15 protein-coding genes and 1 pseudogene are annotated in these 16,222 nt (G+C 67.6%); 9 read left to right on the top strand and 7 right to left on the bottom strand.

The window, feature by feature from the left end; genetic code table 11:
* The first annotated feature begins 10 nt into the window (after positions 1-10).
* The gene (locus AC1DW9_RS18680) at positions 11-1,333 is read left to right on the top strand and encodes a glucose-6-phosphate isomerase (protein WP_441506123.1); all 1,323 of its coding nucleotides are present in this window, start codon (positions 11-13) and stop codon (positions 1,331-1,333) included.
* Between the two features lie 43 nt (positions 1,334-1,376).
* Positions 1,377-3,182 carry a DNA mismatch repair endonuclease MutL gene (gene mutL / locus AC1DW9_RS18675; RefSeq protein WP_476775469.1) on the top strand — a complete coding sequence of 602 codons (1,806 nt, stop codon included), beginning with the start codon at positions 1,377-1,379 and terminating at the stop codon, positions 3,180-3,182.
* Positions 3,183-3,187: 5 nt separating this feature from the next.
* On the opposite strand, the gene AC1DW9_RS18670 is transcribed toward mutL, so the two are convergent.
* The gene (locus AC1DW9_RS18670; RefSeq protein WP_441488869.1) at positions 3,188-3,748 is read right to left on the bottom strand and encodes an RsmD family RNA methyltransferase; all 561 of its coding nucleotides are present in this window, start codon (positions 3,746-3,748) and stop codon (positions 3,188-3,190) included.
* Between the two features lie 12 nt (positions 3,749-3,760).
* Entirely contained in the window at positions 3,761-6,124 is a 2,364-nt protein-coding gene (locus AC1DW9_RS18665; RefSeq protein ID WP_441506125.1) for a pseudouridine synthase, read from the bottom strand.
* A 103-nt stretch (positions 6,125-6,227) separates the two neighbouring features.
* Between AC1DW9_RS18665 and AC1DW9_RS18660 the strand changes: the two genes are divergently transcribed.
* The gene (locus AC1DW9_RS18660) at positions 6,228-6,656 is read left to right on the top strand and encodes a nucleoside deaminase (protein ID WP_441489224.1); all 429 of its coding nucleotides are present in this window, start codon (positions 6,228-6,230) and stop codon (positions 6,654-6,656) included.
* A gap of 92 nt (positions 6,657-6,748) precedes the next feature.
* Complete coding sequence (locus AC1DW9_RS18655) at positions 6,749-6,976, top strand: DUF4287 domain-containing protein (RefSeq protein WP_441488871.1); 228 nt, start codon at positions 6,749-6,751, stop codon at positions 6,974-6,976.
* Position 6,977: 1 nt separating this feature from the next.
* Here the strand turns inward: AC1DW9_RS18655 and gcvA are convergent, their stop codons facing one another.
* The gene (gene gcvA, locus AC1DW9_RS18650; RefSeq protein WP_441506126.1) at positions 6,978-7,856 is read right to left on the bottom strand and encodes a transcriptional regulator GcvA; all 879 of its coding nucleotides are present in this window, start codon (positions 7,854-7,856) and stop codon (positions 6,978-6,980) included.
* Between the two features lie 195 nt (positions 7,857-8,051).
* Here gcvA and AC1DW9_RS18645 point away from each other — a divergent pair, with 195 nt between their 5' ends.
* The gene (locus tag AC1DW9_RS18645; protein ID WP_441488873.1) at positions 8,052-8,447 is read left to right on the top strand and encodes a RidA family protein; all 396 of its coding nucleotides are present in this window, start codon (positions 8,052-8,054) and stop codon (positions 8,445-8,447) included.
* Position 8,448: 1 nt separating this feature from the next.
* On the top strand, positions 8,449-9,603 hold the full coding sequence (locus tag AC1DW9_RS18640; protein WP_441506127.1) for an oxidoreductase: 1,155 nt from the start codon (positions 8,449-8,451) through the stop codon (positions 9,601-9,603).
* A 51-nt stretch (positions 9,604-9,654) separates the two neighbouring features.
* Here the strand turns inward: AC1DW9_RS18640 and AC1DW9_RS18635 are convergent, their stop codons facing one another.
* Entirely contained in the window at positions 9,655-10,398 is a 744-nt protein-coding gene (locus tag AC1DW9_RS18635; RefSeq protein WP_441506128.1) for a sulfite exporter TauE/SafE family protein, read from the bottom strand.
* 106 nt (positions 10,399-10,504) lie between these two features.
* Here AC1DW9_RS18635 and AC1DW9_RS18630 point away from each other — a divergent pair, with 106 nt between their 5' ends.
* Positions 10,505-11,248, top strand: coding sequence for an ArsR/SmtB family transcription factor (locus AC1DW9_RS18630; RefSeq protein ID WP_441506129.1), 744 nt, complete (start codon positions 10,505-10,507; stop codon positions 11,246-11,248).
* Here the strand turns inward: AC1DW9_RS18630 and AC1DW9_RS18625 are convergent.
* From AC1DW9_RS18625 to purD, 3 genes are all read right to left on the bottom strand, one after another.
* The gene (locus tag AC1DW9_RS18625; protein WP_441506130.1) at positions 11,211-12,080 is read right to left on the bottom strand and encodes a patatin-like phospholipase family protein; all 870 of its coding nucleotides are present in this window, start codon (positions 12,078-12,080) and stop codon (positions 11,211-11,213) included. The two genes, AC1DW9_RS18630 and AC1DW9_RS18625, sit on opposite strands and share 38 nt — an antisense overlap.
* 27 nt (positions 12,081-12,107) lie before the next feature.
* Positions 12,108-13,022 carry an alpha/beta fold hydrolase gene (locus AC1DW9_RS18620; RefSeq protein ID WP_441506131.1) on the bottom strand — a complete coding sequence of 305 codons (915 nt, stop codon included), beginning with the start codon at positions 13,020-13,022 and terminating at the stop codon, positions 12,108-12,110.
* Positions 13,023-13,098: 76 nt separating this feature from the next.
* Complete coding sequence (gene purD, locus AC1DW9_RS18615; RefSeq protein WP_476855152.1) at positions 13,099-14,379, bottom strand: phosphoribosylamine--glycine ligase; 1,281 nt, start codon at positions 14,377-14,379, stop codon at positions 13,099-13,101.
* Between the two features lie 92 nt (positions 14,380-14,471).
* Between purD and xseA the strand changes: the two genes are divergently transcribed.
* Together xseA and AC1DW9_RS18605 are read left to right on the top strand one after the other, a co-directional pair.
* Positions 14,472-16,001: an exodeoxyribonuclease VII large subunit gene (gene xseA / locus AC1DW9_RS18610; RefSeq protein ID WP_441506133.1), complete on the top strand. Its 1,530-nt coding sequence runs from the start codon at positions 14,472-14,474 to the stop codon at positions 15,999-16,001.
* Between the two features lie 63 nt (positions 16,002-16,064).
* Positions 16,065-16,222 (top strand): annotated as a pseudogene (locus tag AC1DW9_RS18605) (IS481 family transposase); the annotation flags it as partial.

Raw genomic sequence — 16,222 nt, 5'->3', positions numbered from 1 at the left:
ATACCAGGCCATGCTGCAGCAAAGCTTCGACCTCGCGCTCGAATCCGGTGTCGGCGCCGGTGGCATCCCCGATGCTGCCTTCGAGAAGGCATTGGCCGCTCTCGCGCCCGCGCTGGCGCGGCTGAAGGGCGAGGCGGACGCGAAGTCGCTGCCCCTGCTGGGATTGCCGGCCGATACGGCCGATCTGGCACCGGTCCATGCTGCCGCAAAACGCCTGCGCGAAGGCGCGACCGATATCCTGATCCTCGGCACGGGCGGCTCCAGCCTCGGTGGCCAGACGCTGGCCCAGCTCGCCGGCTCCGGCATTGCCGGCCTGTCGAGCTTCGCGCCCACGCCGCGCGTGCATTTCATCGACAATCTCGATCCTGAGACATTTGCCTCCCTGCTCACGAAACTGCCGCTCAAGTCGACCAGGTTCGTGGCCATCTCCAAATCAGGCGGCACCGGAGAAACCCTGCTGCAGAGCATCGCGGCGATCACCGCGCTGCGCGCCGCCGGTATCCCCGATGGTGAGATTGGCCGGCACTTCCAGGGGCTCTCCGAGCCGGCCAAGCCCGGCAAGCTGCACCCGCTGCGTGCCCTGCTGGAGCCGTTCGGTACGCCCTTCCTCGACCATCATACCGGCGTGGGTGGGCGCTACTCGGTCCTGACCAATTGCGGTCTGCTGCCGGCCGCGATCCTCGGCCTCGATATCGAAGCCCTGCGCAACGGTGCGGCAAAGGCACTTGCTCCCCTGCTGGCGGGCAAGGGCGTCCGCGAGGTCCCGGCTGCGCTGGGTGCGGCCCTGCACCTCGCCGCCATGCGCTCTGGCAAGGGCATCGCAGTGCTGATGCCCTATGCCGACAAGCTCGCCCTGTTGACGCGCTGGTGGGTCCAGCTCTGGGCCGAGAGCCTCGGCAAGGACGGACAGGGCACCCAGCCGGTCGCGGCGCTCGGGCCCGTCGACCAGCATTCGCAGCAGCAACTCTATCTCGCCGGGCCGAAGGACAAGTTCTTCACCGTTCTGACCCTCAGCACCAAGGGCAGGGGCCCGGGGATCGATGCTGCTCTGGCGAAGAAGATCGGCGAGGACGGTTTCGCCGGCAAGACGATCGGCGATCTCGTCGCGGCGCAGGGCGTCGCCATGATCGATACCTTCGCCAAGAACGGCCGCGCGGTGCGCCGCCTCCATGTCGATCATGTCGACGAGACGGTGCATGGCGAGATCCTGATGCACTTCATGCTGGAAACGATCCTGACGGGCTACGCCATGGGCGTCGATCCGTTCGATCAGCCGGCGGTCGAAGAGGCGAAACTCCTCGCCAAGCGCTATCTTGCCGAAGGGCGCGGCTGACGATTCGGGTTTCCGCGCTCGCTCCCTTTTTGCCGGGCTCAGCATGACCGTTCGCCGTCTCGATCCCATCCTGGTCGATCGCATCGCCGCCGGCGAGGTGATCGAACGGCCGGCTGCTGCCGTGAAGGAGTTGGTCGAGAACGCCATCGATGCCGGTGCGCGCGCGATCGCCGTGACCATTGCGGCCGGCGGCCGCGAGCTGATCCGCGTCGTCGATGACGGCTCCGGCATGTCGCCCGAGGATCTGGCGCTGTCGGTCGAGCGCCACGCCACCTCGAAGCTGCCGGATGGCGATCTCTTCGCGATCCAGTCTCTCGGTTTCCGCGGCGAGGCGCTGCCGTCGATCGGCTCGGTGGCGCGGCTTGCGATCACCACGCGCCAACGCGAGGCTTCGCAGGGCCACGGCCTCGTCGTCGAGGCCGGTGAGAAGGGCGTGGTTCGTCCGGCCGCTGCTGCGCCCGGCACGCGCATCGAGGTCAGCGATCTGTTCATCTTCACCCCGGCCCGCCTCAAGTTCCTGAAGAGCGATCGGGCGGAGGCGCAGGCCGTCTCCGAGATGTTGCGGCGACATGCCATCGCCCATCCGACCATCCGCTTCTCCCTCGAAGGTGACCATGTCACCGGCTTCGACTGGCCAGCCGAGGCGATCGGCGAGGAAGGGCTGCTGCGCCGGTTGTCGCGGGCGCTCGGCCGTGATTTTCCCGAGAATGCGCTGCGGCTCGACGTGGCGCGCGAGGGCATTCGGGTCATCGGTTTCGCCGGGCTGCCCACCTTCCATCGAGGGACCTCGGCCGGCGTGCATCTGGCGGTCAATGGCCGGCCGGTGCGGGACAAGCTGCTGCTGTCGGCGGTGCGCGGCGCCTATGCCGATGTGGTGCCCTCCGACCGGCACCCGATGCTGTTTCTCGATGTGATCTGCGATCCGCGCTTCGTCGACGTCAACGTCCATCCGGCCAAGAGCGAAGTCCGCTTCCGCGATCCGGCCCTGGTCCGCGGCCTCGTGGTATCCGGCCTGAAGGCCGCCTTGGCCGAGGCCGGGCACCGCGCCACGACGACAGGTGGCGCCCGGACGCTGGAAGCCTTCCGCGCGGTCTTCTCTGGGGCCGGGCAGCAGCCGTCAGTGCAGCGTCCAATGCTGCCGTCCGCACCTGCCTGGGCGTCGCCATCGGCCGGGTTCGGCGAGGCGCGGCAGGCCGATTTCACGGGTTTCGTGACGCCATCGGCCGATGCGCGAGCCCATGTCGCCGAGCCGGCGCAGGATGCCCTCGACCGCCCGCTTGGCGCCGCGCGGGCGCAGGTCCATGAAACCTATATCCTCGCCCAGACACGTGACGGCATGGTCATCGTCGACCAGCACGCGGCGCATGAGCGGTTGATCTATGAACGGCTGAAGGCCGAGAGGGCCAGGACGGGTATTGCCCGCCAGGCTCTGCTGCTGCCGGAAGTGGTCGAGCTCGATCCGGTCGACGCCGACCGCCTGATCGCTGTCGCCGGTGACCTTGCTTCGCTCGGCCTGACCATCGAATCCTTTGGATCCGGTGCCGTGCTGGTGCGCGAGGCGCCGAGCGCGTTGGCTGGCGGCAATCTGCAGAAGCTAGTTCGCGACGTCGCCGATACGCTCGCCGAGCATGGCGATTCAGGGTCGCTCGAACGGCGCCTCGACCATGTGCTGGCGACGATGGCCTGCCACAACTCGGTGCGTGCCGGCCGGCGCCTGCGGCCCGAGGAGATGGATGCGCTCCTGCGCGAGATGGAAGTCACGCCCAATTCCGGCCAGTGCAACCATGGCCGCCCGACCTATGTCGAGCTCAAGCTGAACGATATCGAGAAGCTGTTCGGGCGGCGGTGAAGCCCTCAGGGCGCCCGCAGGATCCAGACCTGGGTTTCACCATAGTCGCGTCGCTCCAGCTCCTCGAAGTCGCCGGGCAGGGCGATCTCGACCCCCGCCGCTTCCTCAAGCACGATCAGCGCACCAGCGGCCAGCCAGCCGCCATCGCGTGCCGAGATGAGCGCCTTCTCGCCAAGATTCTTGCGATAGGGCGGATCGCAAAAGACGAGCTGGAAAGGCGCCATCGGCCCGATCGGGCCGAGCTTGGTCGCATCGCGGCGGAAGATACGGCTCAGGCCGGCGAGCCCGAGCGTCATCTGGTTCTCGCGGATCAGGCCGCGTGCCTCGGTGCCGTCATCGACCAGCAGTGCAAAGCCGGCACCGCGCGAGAGCGCTTCGAACGCCATCGCGCCGGTTCCGGCGAAGAGATCGAGCACGCGCGCGCCCTCGACCACGTCGTCATAGGCATGGGCGAGCACGTTGAAGAGCGATTCGCGCAACCGGTCGGAGGTCGGGCGGATCGTGCCGATACCCGGCTTGGGGCCGGCCAGGGGCCGGCCGCCGAAGCGGCCGCCGACGATTCTCATCAGGCGCTACTCTCAGTCACGCTTGCCGCGGCCGCCGCCACCGGGACGCGGTCCCTTGCCGCCGGGCTTGCCGCCAAAGGGACGTCCGCCGCCGGGCTTGCCGCCAGCGCCGCGCCCGTGCGGGCGGTCGCCGGACGGTCTGCCGCCGCTTGGCCTGTCGCCGAAGCTGCGACCGCGCGGACGGTCATCGCCCTGACGCTCGGCAAAAGGTCGGGCGGGTCGCTCGCGTCCCTCACGAGGGGCGCGCTCAGGGCGTTCGCCGCGTGGCGCGCGCTCCTGCCATGGACGCTCGTCGCTGCGATCCTGTCCGCCGGCCCCCTCATCGCGTGGACGGCGCTGAGGCCGGTCACCAAGGCCGCGAGGTGACGCGCCGCGCTCCTGCGGGCGCGCTCCGCGGGCTCCCGGCCCGGTACGCTCGGCACGAGCCGGGCGGGCGGGCGCTTCTTCTCGTGCCGGCGCGCTGACGCGCTCGACCAGCACGCGGCGTCCCTTCGGATCGGCAATCGCCTTGTCGCGTTTGCGTTCGATCTGGCCGGTCGCCTCGCGGGCCTGCCGCGCCTCCTTCGGATCGGCGCCACGCCTTGGGGCCGAGCGGCGCTCACGTTGCGGCTCGGCCTCCTCATCGCGCCAGACGGTGCGCTTCCAAGGCTTCTCGCTGCGGGTGTCCTGCGAAACCGGACGTCCACTGCCGCGCGCCCCACGCTCCTCGCCACCCTCGCGGCGGCGCGGGCGATCCTCGCCCGCAGGCGCGCGCTTGGGCGCCGCCGGCAGCTCATCGCGGCGCGGTGCCTCGAAATCGACGCCGGCCTTGGCCATTAGCTCTTCGCCGAGCTGGTCCTTGATCACGCGGGAGCGGATCTCGTCGATCTCACCCTCCGGCAGATCGCCGAGCTGGAACGGCCCGAAGGAGACCCGGATCAGCCGGTTCACGGCAAGGCCGAGATGCTCGAGGACGGTCTTGACCTCGCGGTTCTTGCCCTCTCTCAGGTCGACCACGAGCCAGGTGTTCGAGCCCTGCTCGCGTTCGAAACGTGCCAGGACGGGCCCGTAGCTGATGCCGTCGATGGTGACGCCATCGCGCAGTGTGTCGAGCTTGTCCTGCGTGATGCTGCCGAAGGCGCGCACACGATAGCGCCGGAGCCAGCCGGTTTCCGGCAGCTCGAGCACGCGTGCCAGTCCGCCGTCATTGGTCAGCAGCAGCAACCCCTCGGTGTTGATGTCGAGGCGGCCGATCGAGAGAACGCGCGGCAGGTCCTCGGGCAGGGCCTCGAATACGGTCGGGCGGCCTTCGGGATCATGGTTCGTCGTCACCAGCCCGCGCGGCTTGTGATAGAGCCAGAGCCGAGTGCGCTCGCGCGCCGGCAATGGCTCGCCATCGACGAGGATCACGTCGCTCGGTCCGACATCGAGTGCCGGGCTTTCGATCACCTTGCCGTTCACGCTGACGCGGCCTTCGGCGATCATCGCCTCGCAATCGCGGCGCGAGGCGACGCCGGCGCGCGCCATCACCTTGGCGATGCGCTCCGGCTCGATCGAGGGCAGGAGGACTGCGCCCGGTGCCTGGGGCTCGGCATCCTCGCGGCGCGGACGATGAACCCGGTCGTCGCCGCGCGGACGGTCGTGCCGCTCGGCGCGTGGCCTGTCGAAGCGCGGTGCGCCAGCATCCCGGTCGCCGAAGCTCCTGCCGCGGGGGGCCGCACCTTCGCGGGGCGGACGGCTCGTGCTGCGCTCGCCCTCGGAGCGGGCTCGGAACGGCCTTTCACCACCCTCGCGCGGTGGGCGCGGGGCGTCGTCGCGTCGGCCAGCCGGCTTGTCGAAGCGCCGGGCGGGGCGTTCGCCGCCTTCGGATGTCCTGTGGGAAGGGCGATCATCTCCCGAGCGACCACGAAACGGGGCGCGTTCGCCTTCGGTCCTGCTGCGGAACGGTCTTTCGCCGCCCTCGCGCGGCGGGCGCGGGGCGTCGTCGCGTCGGCCGGCCGGCTTGTCGAAGCGCCGGGCGGGGCGTTCGCCGCCTTCGGATGTCCTGTGCGAAGGGCGATCATCTCCCGAACGCGCACGAAACGGAGCGCGTTCGCCCTCGGTCCTGCTGCGGAACGGCCGTTCGCCGCCCTCGCGCGGCGGGCGCGGTGCGCCGTCACGCTGGCCTGCGGGCCTGTCGAAGCGACGGGCGGGGCGTTCGCCCTCGCTCCCGGCATCGCGGCGCGGCCTGTCATCGCCCGAACGGCCACGGAATGGCGGGCGATCTCCGCCCGAAGGTGGGCGGCCGCGTGACGGGCCACGGCCTTTGCCGTCGCCTCCGCCAAACCCGCCGCCTTTGCCGCCAGCTCCACCGCCCTTGCGTGGACCACGGCTTTTCTGGTTGTTGTCGTCGCTCATCATCGCTCCTGCACAGCCGGCGCTTGTAGCAGAGCGTATCATGCCTCGCGAGCGCCAAAGCAGAGGTTTCATGCTGCAATCGAAGCGTGCCGAGCTGGAGGGGATGGATCTCGCCCTCGCGGAGGCCCGGGCGGCAGGTGCCAGGGGCGAGGTGCCGGTCGGAGCCGTGGTCGTCAGGGACGGAACCATCCTGGCCAGTGCCGGCAACCGCACGCTCGAGCTGAAGGATCCGACCGCACACGCCGAGATGCTGGCCTTGCGGCGCGCCTGCGAAGAAATCGGCAGCGAACGGCTGATCGGCTGCGATCTCTACGTCACGCTCGAACCCTGCCCGATGTGCGCTGCCGCGATTTCCTTCGCCCGGATCAGGCGGCTCTATTTCGGCGCCTCCGATCCCAAGGGAGGCGCGGTCGAGAACGGTGTCAGGCTTTATGCCAGCCCGACATGCCACCATGCGCCGGATGTCTATGGCGGCATCGCTGAAAGCGAGGCGGCGGATCTGTTGCGCGGGTTCTTCAAGGCGCGGCGTTAGGGGGGATTATGCGCTCGTCCCGCCCTGGGGATTGCGGATGCATCCAGCGTCGCTACGGTTCCGCTCCCGACAAATGAACATCGCGAGGCGCAATGTCCTTTCAGGCCTATCTCGACACCATCAAGCAGAAAACCGGCAAGGGGCCTGAGGAGCTGCAGGCGCTTGCCGACGCGAAGGGCCTCTCGGAAGCGGGCAGGCTCAGGCCGGGCGTCAAGGCAGGGCAGGTCGTGGATTGGCTGAAATCGGATTTCGATCTCGGCCATGGCCACGCCATGGCGATCTATGCCCTGCTCACGGGCAAGAAGAAGCCGGGTGATTGAGCTAACGCGCTGCTTCCGCAATCAGCCAGTCGCGAACCGCGTGCACAAGCGCCTCCTTGGAGCGGCTCGGCAGGGTCACCACGGAATACGTCAGTCCCTGTAGCGTTGGGCCGAATGGCTGGATGAGCCGGCCTGCATCGAGTTCCTCCCTCACGAGCGCCAGGCTGAGCAGCGCCGCTCCCTGGCCGGCGACTGCAGCCTGGATCGCCTGGCTTTCATCGGTGAAGCGCAAGGCCGATTTCGCATCGGGCCGCATATCTGTCCGCTCGAACCAGATCGGCCAGGTCGGATGATCGGGATCTGCGCTGCGCCATTCGAAATGGATGAGCGGCACCTTCGCGAGATCGGCGGGCTGGTGGACGTCCAGCACCGGATTGACCACCGGGGCGAACCGGTCTGCGATGAGTTGGCGCGCGTCGAGATTGGGATAGCTGCCATGGCCATATCGGATCGCCAGGTCGACCTGGCCCGAGTGCAGATCGACAACATCGTCTGATGCGTGCAGCCGCAGATCGACGCCGGGGTGGGCTTTCTGGAAGCCGGCGACGCGCGGCACCAGCCATTTCGCAGAGAAGGCTACGGTCGCCGAGATCGTGATGACCGGCCGTTTCCGCTCTGACCGAATGCGCTCGATCGCTGCGGCGAAGGCGTCGAAGCCATCGCGCAGCACGAGATAGAGCGCCCGGCCTTGTTCGGTCAGACTGACACGCCGCGTCTGGCGGTCGAACAGGCGCACATCGAGGTGCTCCTCGAGCGTCCGGATCTGGTGGCTGACCGCAGTGGCCGTGACCAGCAGCTCGGAGGCGGCTCGTTTGAAGCTGCCATGACGCGCCGCAGCTTCGAATGCCCGCAGCGAGGATAAGGGCGGCAGGCGTCGCATCACGGAGGTCCAATGATTGAGCTCACAACTTGCCTGATTATGAGTGAGTTTGATTCAGTTATCGAGTGAGGATTTCGCGTTTGTTGTCCTGGGCGTGAACGCACACATTCATCTCATCGCCGGACGGGCACACCGATTGGATGAATGAAATTCATCTCGCGACGCGGCCAGTCCATTCACAGATGAGATGAAAAGATGTTCGAGCAAGTTGTCACGCGGCCCGACCCCTACGAGCCGTATCTGTTGTCGCAGGCCATCAAGGTCGGCAACCTTCTCTTCGTATCGGGCCAGGCCGGCTATGATGACGAGGGCAAGGTCGTGGAGGGCGGATTCCTAGCCCAGGGCGAGCAGGCCTTCTCCAATTTGCGGCGTGCCCTCGAAGCGGGCGGTGCCAGCCTGAAGGATGTCGTCAAGGTGACGATTTTCGTCACCGACATGCAGGCTCAGTTCAAGGACGTGGTCGAGCTTCGCCGCAGGTTCTGGAGCGCGCCTTATCCCGCCGACACGATCGCTGAGGTCAAGGGCCTCTACGATTCCAGGGTGATGATCGAGATCGAGGCGATTGCGGCAGTGCCAGGGGAGGGCCGGTAAGATGACTGGCAACCCCGCTTCCGGCCTGCCTCGCCAGAGGGCGGAGGAGAGTCTCTTCTCCCCCGTCCGGATCGGCAGGCTCGCTCTATCCAACCGGCTTGTCGTTGCGCCCATGACGCGCGTGAGTGCAACCGTCGATGGCCGTGCCACCGAAGGTATGGCCGCCTATTACCGTTCATTCGCGGAAGGCGGCTTCGGCCTGATCGTGACGGAGGGCATCTACACCGACAAGGCATTCTCGCAGGGCTACCAGTACCAGCCCGGCCTCGCTGATGCCGAACAGGTCGAGGCGTGGCGACAGGTCGTCAGCACGGTTCATGACGCAGGCGGGCGGATTGTTGCGCAGCTGATGCACGCCGGAGCCCTGGCGCAAGGCAACATCCATCGGGACCATAGCATCGGCCCTTCCGCCCTGCGTCCCAAGGGCGAGCAAATGGCGTTCTATCGCGGCAATGGCCCCTACCGCATTCCTCGTGCGATGTCGGAGGTGGATCTCGGTGAAGCGGTGGCAGGCTTTGCCAGCGCGGCCGCGCTCGCAAGGGAGACTGGCTTCGACGGTGTCGAGATCCACGGAGCCAACGGCTACCTCCTCGACCAGTTCCTGACCGAGGGCATCAATCGACGCCAGGATCGCTATGGCGGGAGCATTGCGGGCCGCCTTCAGCTCCTCGTCGAAGTTGCCGAAGCCGTTCGCTCGGCCGTGGGAGCGGATCATGTCGTCGGCATGCGAATCTCGCAGGCCAAGGTGAATGACTTCCTCCACAAATGGGTCGGAGGTGTCCGCGAAGCGGAGATGGTGTTCAGCGCATTGGGCACGCTTCCCCTCGACTACATCCATACGACCGAATTCGAGGGGTGGCGCCCGGCCTTCGGCGATACCGGGCCAAGTCTGGCGGCCTTGGCGCGGATGCATGCCCGGCTTCCGGTTCTGGCGAATGGGTCGCTGCACGATCCGCAACGTGCTGCGGCCATGATCGAGGGCGACGAGGCGGACTTCGTGTCGCTCGGGCGTGGCGCGCTGACCCATGCCGACTGGCCGACGCGTTTCCGCGAGGGGCGGGCGCTGGAGCCGTTCGACAAATGCATCCTGTCGCCGATCGCGGATCTGGCGAACGCCGAACGGCGCCGTTCAGCGCTGCTCGACTTTGCAAGCTGAGGGCGCGCCCAAACGAATTGGCGCCGTACCCCCAAGGTGCTGGCAGGACGTTCAGGCGAGCGTCCTGATCACCAGATAGCATCCCAGCATCAGCAGCCCCGCGAAGAAGCTGAGCTTGAAGGTGGCCGCGGAGATGCGCGTGCGGATCGCCTGGCCGACCGACATGCCGGCAAGCGCAGGCAGCAGCGCCAGCAGCGAGGATTGCGCCACGCCGACATCCAGGGCGCCTGCTCCGATCAGGCCGACCGACAAGGCCAGCGTCGAAGTGATGAAGGAGACGCCCAGCGCCTGCACCAGCTCGTCCTTGTCCAGGCCGAGCGCCTGCAGATAGGGCACGGCCGGCAATACGAAGACACCGGTCGCAGCGGTGGCGATGCCCGTAGTGATGCCGATGACGGGGCCGAGCCAACCCTCAGCACTGGAAGGGACGCGCAGCTTCGCCGCCTTCAGCCCGACCAGTGCATAGAGCACCAGCGCACAGCCGAGCCAGAAGGTGGCCGAGCCGCCCTTGCTCTGTTGCAGCAACCCGGCGCCCGCCCAAGTCCCCGCGCAGATGCCGGCAAGCATCGGCCAGAGCCTGATCATGATCGCCTTCAGCCCCGGGCCGGTTGCGACCTGCCAGCTGTTGGTGACGATATTGGGCACGACGAGCAACGCCGCGGCCTGCGCCGGTGCCATCACCACGCCGAGGATGCCGACTGCGATGGTCGGGAGGCCGAGCCCTATGACGCCCTTGACGAAGCCGGCCAGAAGAAAGGTGGCGGCGATGAAGAGGATGAGATCTGCGTTTTCCATGAGGCTGTTTGTGGCAGTGTCGATGCGGACTGTCGCGCCCGAACGCTACGGTGGGGAGCGTACTGTTCCAGGTTGCCTCGGCTGAGCAAGGGAGCAAGATGGCTGCATGAGCACGCATGGCCCCTATCTCGCCGAGATCGCCCATCTGATGGGGGATCCAGCCCGCGCCAACATGCTGCACGCCCTGATGGACGGGCGCGCGCTGACCGCCAAGGAACTCGCCTATATTGCCGGCGTCGCGCCGCAGACGGCGAGCGGCCATCTCGCCCGCCTGATGGCGGGCGGCCTGCTCGCGGTCGCCGTCCAGGGGCGCCACCGCTATTACAGGCTCGCCGGGCCTGAGGTCGCCACGGCGCTCGAAGGGCTGATGGTCCTCGCCGGAAGCCAGTCCTCCAGTCGCCGCTTGCCGTCCCGGGTCGGCGCCGACCTCAGCCGGGCCCGCACCTGCTACGATCATTTCGCCGGGCGCCTCGGCATCGGCCTGCATGATGCGCTGGTCGCGGGCGGGCACCTGACGGTTGCCGATGGCGGCTACGGCCTGGCGACATCGGGGGAAGGCGTTTTCGCGGCGCTCGGCATCGACATCGCTCAGGCGGCCAGGAGCCGGCGCGCGTCGTTGCGGCCATGCCTCGACTGGAGCGAGCGCCGTCCGCATCTGGCGGGAAGCCTGGCCGCAGCCCTCGCATGCCGCTGCTTCGAGACGGGCTGGGTCCTGCGCAAGAAGGACAGTCGTGCCGTAATCCTGACCGATGAGGGGCGTGACGCGTTGATCTCGGTATTGCCGGGTTTTCGCTGCGACGAACCGGAGGCGCTCAGCCCTGCCGGAGTGCCTGAGACAGCCTTCGCTTGACCTCGTCCTTGAGCGGCTCGGAGGCGTCGAGGATGGCTTGCGCCCGGAAGAAGTCGAGCCCGCCATAGCCGTCGATGCCGGCCCTGATCAGGATATCTGGCGGGTGGCGCTCGATCATGCGCTGTACGATGGTGCGCGTCAGGATTTGCGAGACGCCGACCATCGCTTCGAGCGGCTCGGGCACGCGCGTGTCGCTGATCGTTGCCGGCGCGCTGGTGTCGACCGCCATGACGATGCGCCCCGGCGCCAGCAACCTGTCATAGGGCAGGGGGTTGATCGCTCCGCCATCGATCAGCACGCGGCCGCCGAGCACCACCGGGCGTACGAGACCCGGAATAGCCAGCGAGGCGGCGACGGCCGGCGTCAGCGGCCCGCTCGTCAACGAGACCTCTGCATGGAGATGGTAGTCGGTCGCAATCGCGGCGAAGGGAAATCTGAGCTCCTCGAACCGGTCGGGCACGGCTTGCGGCCAGAACAGGTCGAGCAGCCGCTCGCCGTCGATCAGCACGGGATTGCCGAGCCCGCGCATGAGATCGGTGAATTTGCCGACGCGGGCGTCGAGCAGCCGCGCGATCACCTTGGCCCGGTCACGGAATGTCAGTGACACATGCTCCCGCAGCTCGCTGCCAGAGAGGCCGGCCGCATAGGCCGCGCCGATGATCGCCCCGATCGAGCAACCGACGATGAGGCCGGGCCTCACGCCGAGTTCGTCCAGCGCCTCCAGTACCGCGATATGGCTCAGGCCCCGTGCCCCTCCGGCCCCCAGCACGAGCGCGAGCCTGGGCTCGGCGCTGTCGGATCGTTGCTCGGCAGGCGTCGTGAAGCTTGGCATGGTGCGATGCTGCGGCCTGAACCCTGCTCAGGCAACCGAGCCAGCAAGGAACGGCTTCAAGGCCTCCAGCGTTGCTGCAGGGTTTTCCTCCGGCAGGAAATGGCCGCTGATGATCGCTTTCCCCTCGGCCTTGGGCGCGAAGGTCGAGCGCCAGATCGCGAGCGGGCTTTCGCCCTTGGCGGGTATTCCGGCTTCGCCCCAGAGTGCCAGCACCGGGCAGAGGATGGTCTTTCCCGCCGCGAGATCGGCCCTGTCCTGGGCGAGATCCGTGGTGGCGCCAGCGCGATAGTCCTCGCAGGCCGCATGGATGCGATGCGGGTCGTCGAATGATTCCCCATAGGATCGGAGCGCGAGCGGGTTGAATACGTCGAGCGCCTTGGCCCGTGTCCAGCTCGCGATCGTATGATCGAGCCAGGCCTGGGGATTGGCCTTGATCAGGTTTTCCGGCACGGGTTCGGGCTGGGCCAGGAAGGTCCAGTGATAGACCTGCATGGCGCGGGCGGCGTCCATGCCGTCCCACATCGAGAGCGTCGGCAGGATGTCGAGCACGGCAAGCCGCTCGACCCTGCCGGGATGGTCGAGAGCGAGGCGATAGGCGACACGCGCGCCGCGGTCATGGCCGATCACGGCAAAGCGGATATGGCCGAGCGCTTCCATGACGGCGACGACGTCCTCGCCCATGGCGCGCTTGGTGTAGGTCTCCTTGCCGCCATCGCCATGGGGAGCCGCCGACCAGCCATAGCCGCGCAAGTCCAGGCAGACGACACGATGGGTCTTCGCCAGTTCGGGCGCGATCTTGTGCCATTCGGCGTGGGTCTGCGGGAAACCGTGAATGAGCACGAGCGGCGGCCCTTCACCGCCGGAACGCGCAAAGATCTTGCCGACGGGCCCGTCGACCCAATGGGCTGTGAAGCCGGGAAAGAGTGAATCGAGATTGCTCATGGAGGAGCGCTCCTGGCGTAACCGCTGGCCTGATATCAGTCTGGCTGAAATCCTAACCCCCGACGAGCGCGGATGTTCAGCCTTCCTGCTCCCGTTTGACCGCCTGCCATCCGATGTCGCGGCGGCAGAACCCCTCCGGCCAGTCGATCGCGTCGACGGCGGCATAGGCGCGTTGCTGGGCCTCGCTGACAGTCTTGCCGAGGCCAACGACATTGAGCACGCGACCACCATCGGCAACGATGTCGGTCCCGGACTGCTTCGTCCCGGCATGGAAGACGAGGACATTGTCCATAGCCTCGGCCTTCTCGATGCCGCGAATGATGCTGCCCTTCTCGGGCGTGGCGGGATAACCCCGCGCCGCCAGAACGACGGTCAGCGCGGCTTCGTCCAGCCAGCGCAGGTCGAACGAGCTGAGCACACCGTCGCAGGCGGCGAGGAAGGCCGGCACGATATCGCTCTTCAGGCGCGGCATCAGCACCTCGCATTCCGGGTCGCCGAAGCGGACATTGTACTCGATCAGCTTCGGCCCCTGCGCCGTGATCATCAATCCGGCGAAAAGCACGCCCTTGAACGGTGCGCCCCGCTTCTGCATTCCCGCGAGCGTCGGTGCGATGATCTCCGCCATGACCCGGTCTTCCAGGGCCTTGGTCATCACCGGGGCGGGCGAATAGGCGCCCATGCCGCCGGTATTCGGGCCGGTGTCGCCGTCGCCGACGCGCTTATGGTCCTGAGCCGAGGCAAGCGGCAGGGCATGGCTACCGTCGCAGAGTGCGAAGAAACTCGCCTCCTCGCCGATCATCCATTCCTCGATCACCACCTCGGCGCCTGCTGCGCCGAAGCCGCCCGAGAACATCATCTCGATGGCGGCATCGGCCTCGTCGAGGGTCTGTGCCATCACCACGCCCTTGCCGGCGGCGAGCSCGTCGGCCTTGATCACGATCGGCGCGCCCTGAGCCCTGACATAGGCCTTGGCCGATGCTGCATCCCCGAAGCGTCCGAAGGCGGCCGTCGGGATGTTGAACTCGGCACAGAGTTCCTTGGTGAAGCCTTTCGAGCCCTCGAGCTGGGCTGCCGTCTTCGAGGGGCCGAAGGTCTTGATGCCGGCCGCGACGAGATCATCGGCGATGCCGGCGACGAGCGGCCCTTCCGGCCCGACCACGACGAGGTCGACCTTCTCCCGCTTGCAGAAGGCGACGACTGCGGCGTGATCGGCGATGTCGAGCGCGACGTTCTCGCCGCATTGCGCGGTGCCGGGATTGCCGGGTGCGACAAGGAGCCGGTCGCAGAGCGGCGAGCCGGATATCGCCCAGGCGAGCGCATGTTCGCGTCCGCCGGAACCGATCAGAAGGATGTTCATCGCGCCGTCTCCGCTTGCTCCGCGCGCAATAGCCTTCGCAGCGGCGCGGGGCAACGCTTCTGCTCCGTCGCTGCGACCGTTATGGTCGCGCAATGGATATCGAATCGCCCGACACCAAGCCCTCCAATGCGCCGGAATGGTCGGTTTCCGACCTGTCTGGTGCGCTCAAACGTACGCTGGAGGACGCCTTCGGCTTTGTCAGGGTGCGTGGCGAGATTTCGGGCTATCGCGGCCCGGTCGCCTCGGGCCATGTCTATTTCTCGCTGAAGGACCAGAACGCCAAGATCGACGCGGTGATCTGGAAGGGCGTCTTCGGGCGGTTGAAGACACGGCCTCAGGAAGGGCTGGAGGTCATCGCCACCGGCAAGATCACCACCTTCCCCGGCAAATCGAGCTACCAGATCGTCATCGATTCGCTCGAGCCGGCCGGTGTCGGCGCGCTGATGGCGTTGCTTGAGGAGCGTCGCAAGAGGCTCGCTGCCGAAGGCCTGTTCGACGAGGGGCGCAAGCAGCTCATTCCCTATCTGCCGCGCGTCGTCGGCGTGGTGACCTCGCCGACCGGTGCTGTCATCCGCGACATCCTGCACCGTCTCGAGGACCGCTTTCCTCGCCATGTCCTGGTCTGGCCGGTCCGCGTCCAGGGCGAGACCAGTGCGGCCGAGGTGGCGGCCGCCATTGCCGGTTTCAACGCATTGCCGGAAGGCGGACGAATCCCGCGCCCCGACGTGATCATCGTCGCGCGCGGTGGCGGTTCGCTCGAGGATCTGATGGGCTTCAACGAGGAGGTCGTGGTGCGCGCCGCTGCCGCCTCGCTGATCCCGCTCGTCTCGGCAGTCGGCCACGAAACCGACTGGACCCTGATCGACCACGCCGCCGACCTGCGTGCGCCGACTCCGACCGGCGCCGCCGAGAAGGTCGTGCCGGTCCGCGCCGATCTGATGGCGCTGATCGCCGATCTCTCCCGTCGGCAGGCGGGGGCGATGCGCCGTCTCTCGGATCGCCGTCGCAGCGATCTGCGTGCGCTTGCGCGGGCCTTGCCGGGGCCGGAGGCTGTCCTTTCCGGCCCGCGGCAGCGGCTCGATCTGGCCGCGGCGCGTCTTGCTCCGGCATTGGCGCGCAACGCGCGGGCTTACGAGCAACGGCTTGCAGCTTTGTCGCAGAGGCTCGTGCGGCAATCTCCATCAGTCCGGCTCGCGACCTATGTGGCAAGGCTTGATGGGCTCTCAAGCCGCCTGCGGGCTGGGCGGGATGCTTTGCTCAGGGCAGAACGGCTGCGCCTCCAACGGGCGCATGAGCGCACCGACGAGCTGTCGCTGAGGGCGAGCCGCGCCTTTGTCCAGGGTCTGGGGCGCCGTCGCGACAGGCTCGAATCGGCCTGGAGCCTGGTCCGCTCGCTGGGCCCCCAGGCTGTTCTGGCGCGTGGCTATGCGCTGGTGCGCGATGGTTCGGGAGCGCTCGTTCGCGGCGTGGAGCAGGCAAAGCCCGGCCTGGCGCTCAGCGTTCAGGTCAGCGACGGCAGCTTCGATGTCACCGTCACCGCGGGCGGGGAAGGGCTGTCGCCACGGCCGGCTCGTGCGCCGCGCCGGGACGTTCCGCGCAGCGGGCAGGGCGACCTCTTCTAGGTGTGTAGTCCCGAAATCTGATGGTGCATCATCGATCCTGAGTCGTCAGGAGGAGGATGCATTATGGGAAGCGTTCTTCATGGCAGCGCCCKCACGACGGCGCGTGTTCGAGCCGAGCTCCAAGGGTCGAAAGAGAGCAGCCGGGCCCTTGCCGTCCGCTACGGCTTGAATCCGAAGACTGTGCTCAAGTGGCGCAAAAGGACCACCACATCCGATGCGCC

The sequence above is a fragment of the Allobosea sp. P4_E12 genome (assembly GCF_056401655.1).
Note: the sequence above shows the minus strand (reverse complement) of the source record. Positions and strands in the feature narration are given on the sequence as shown.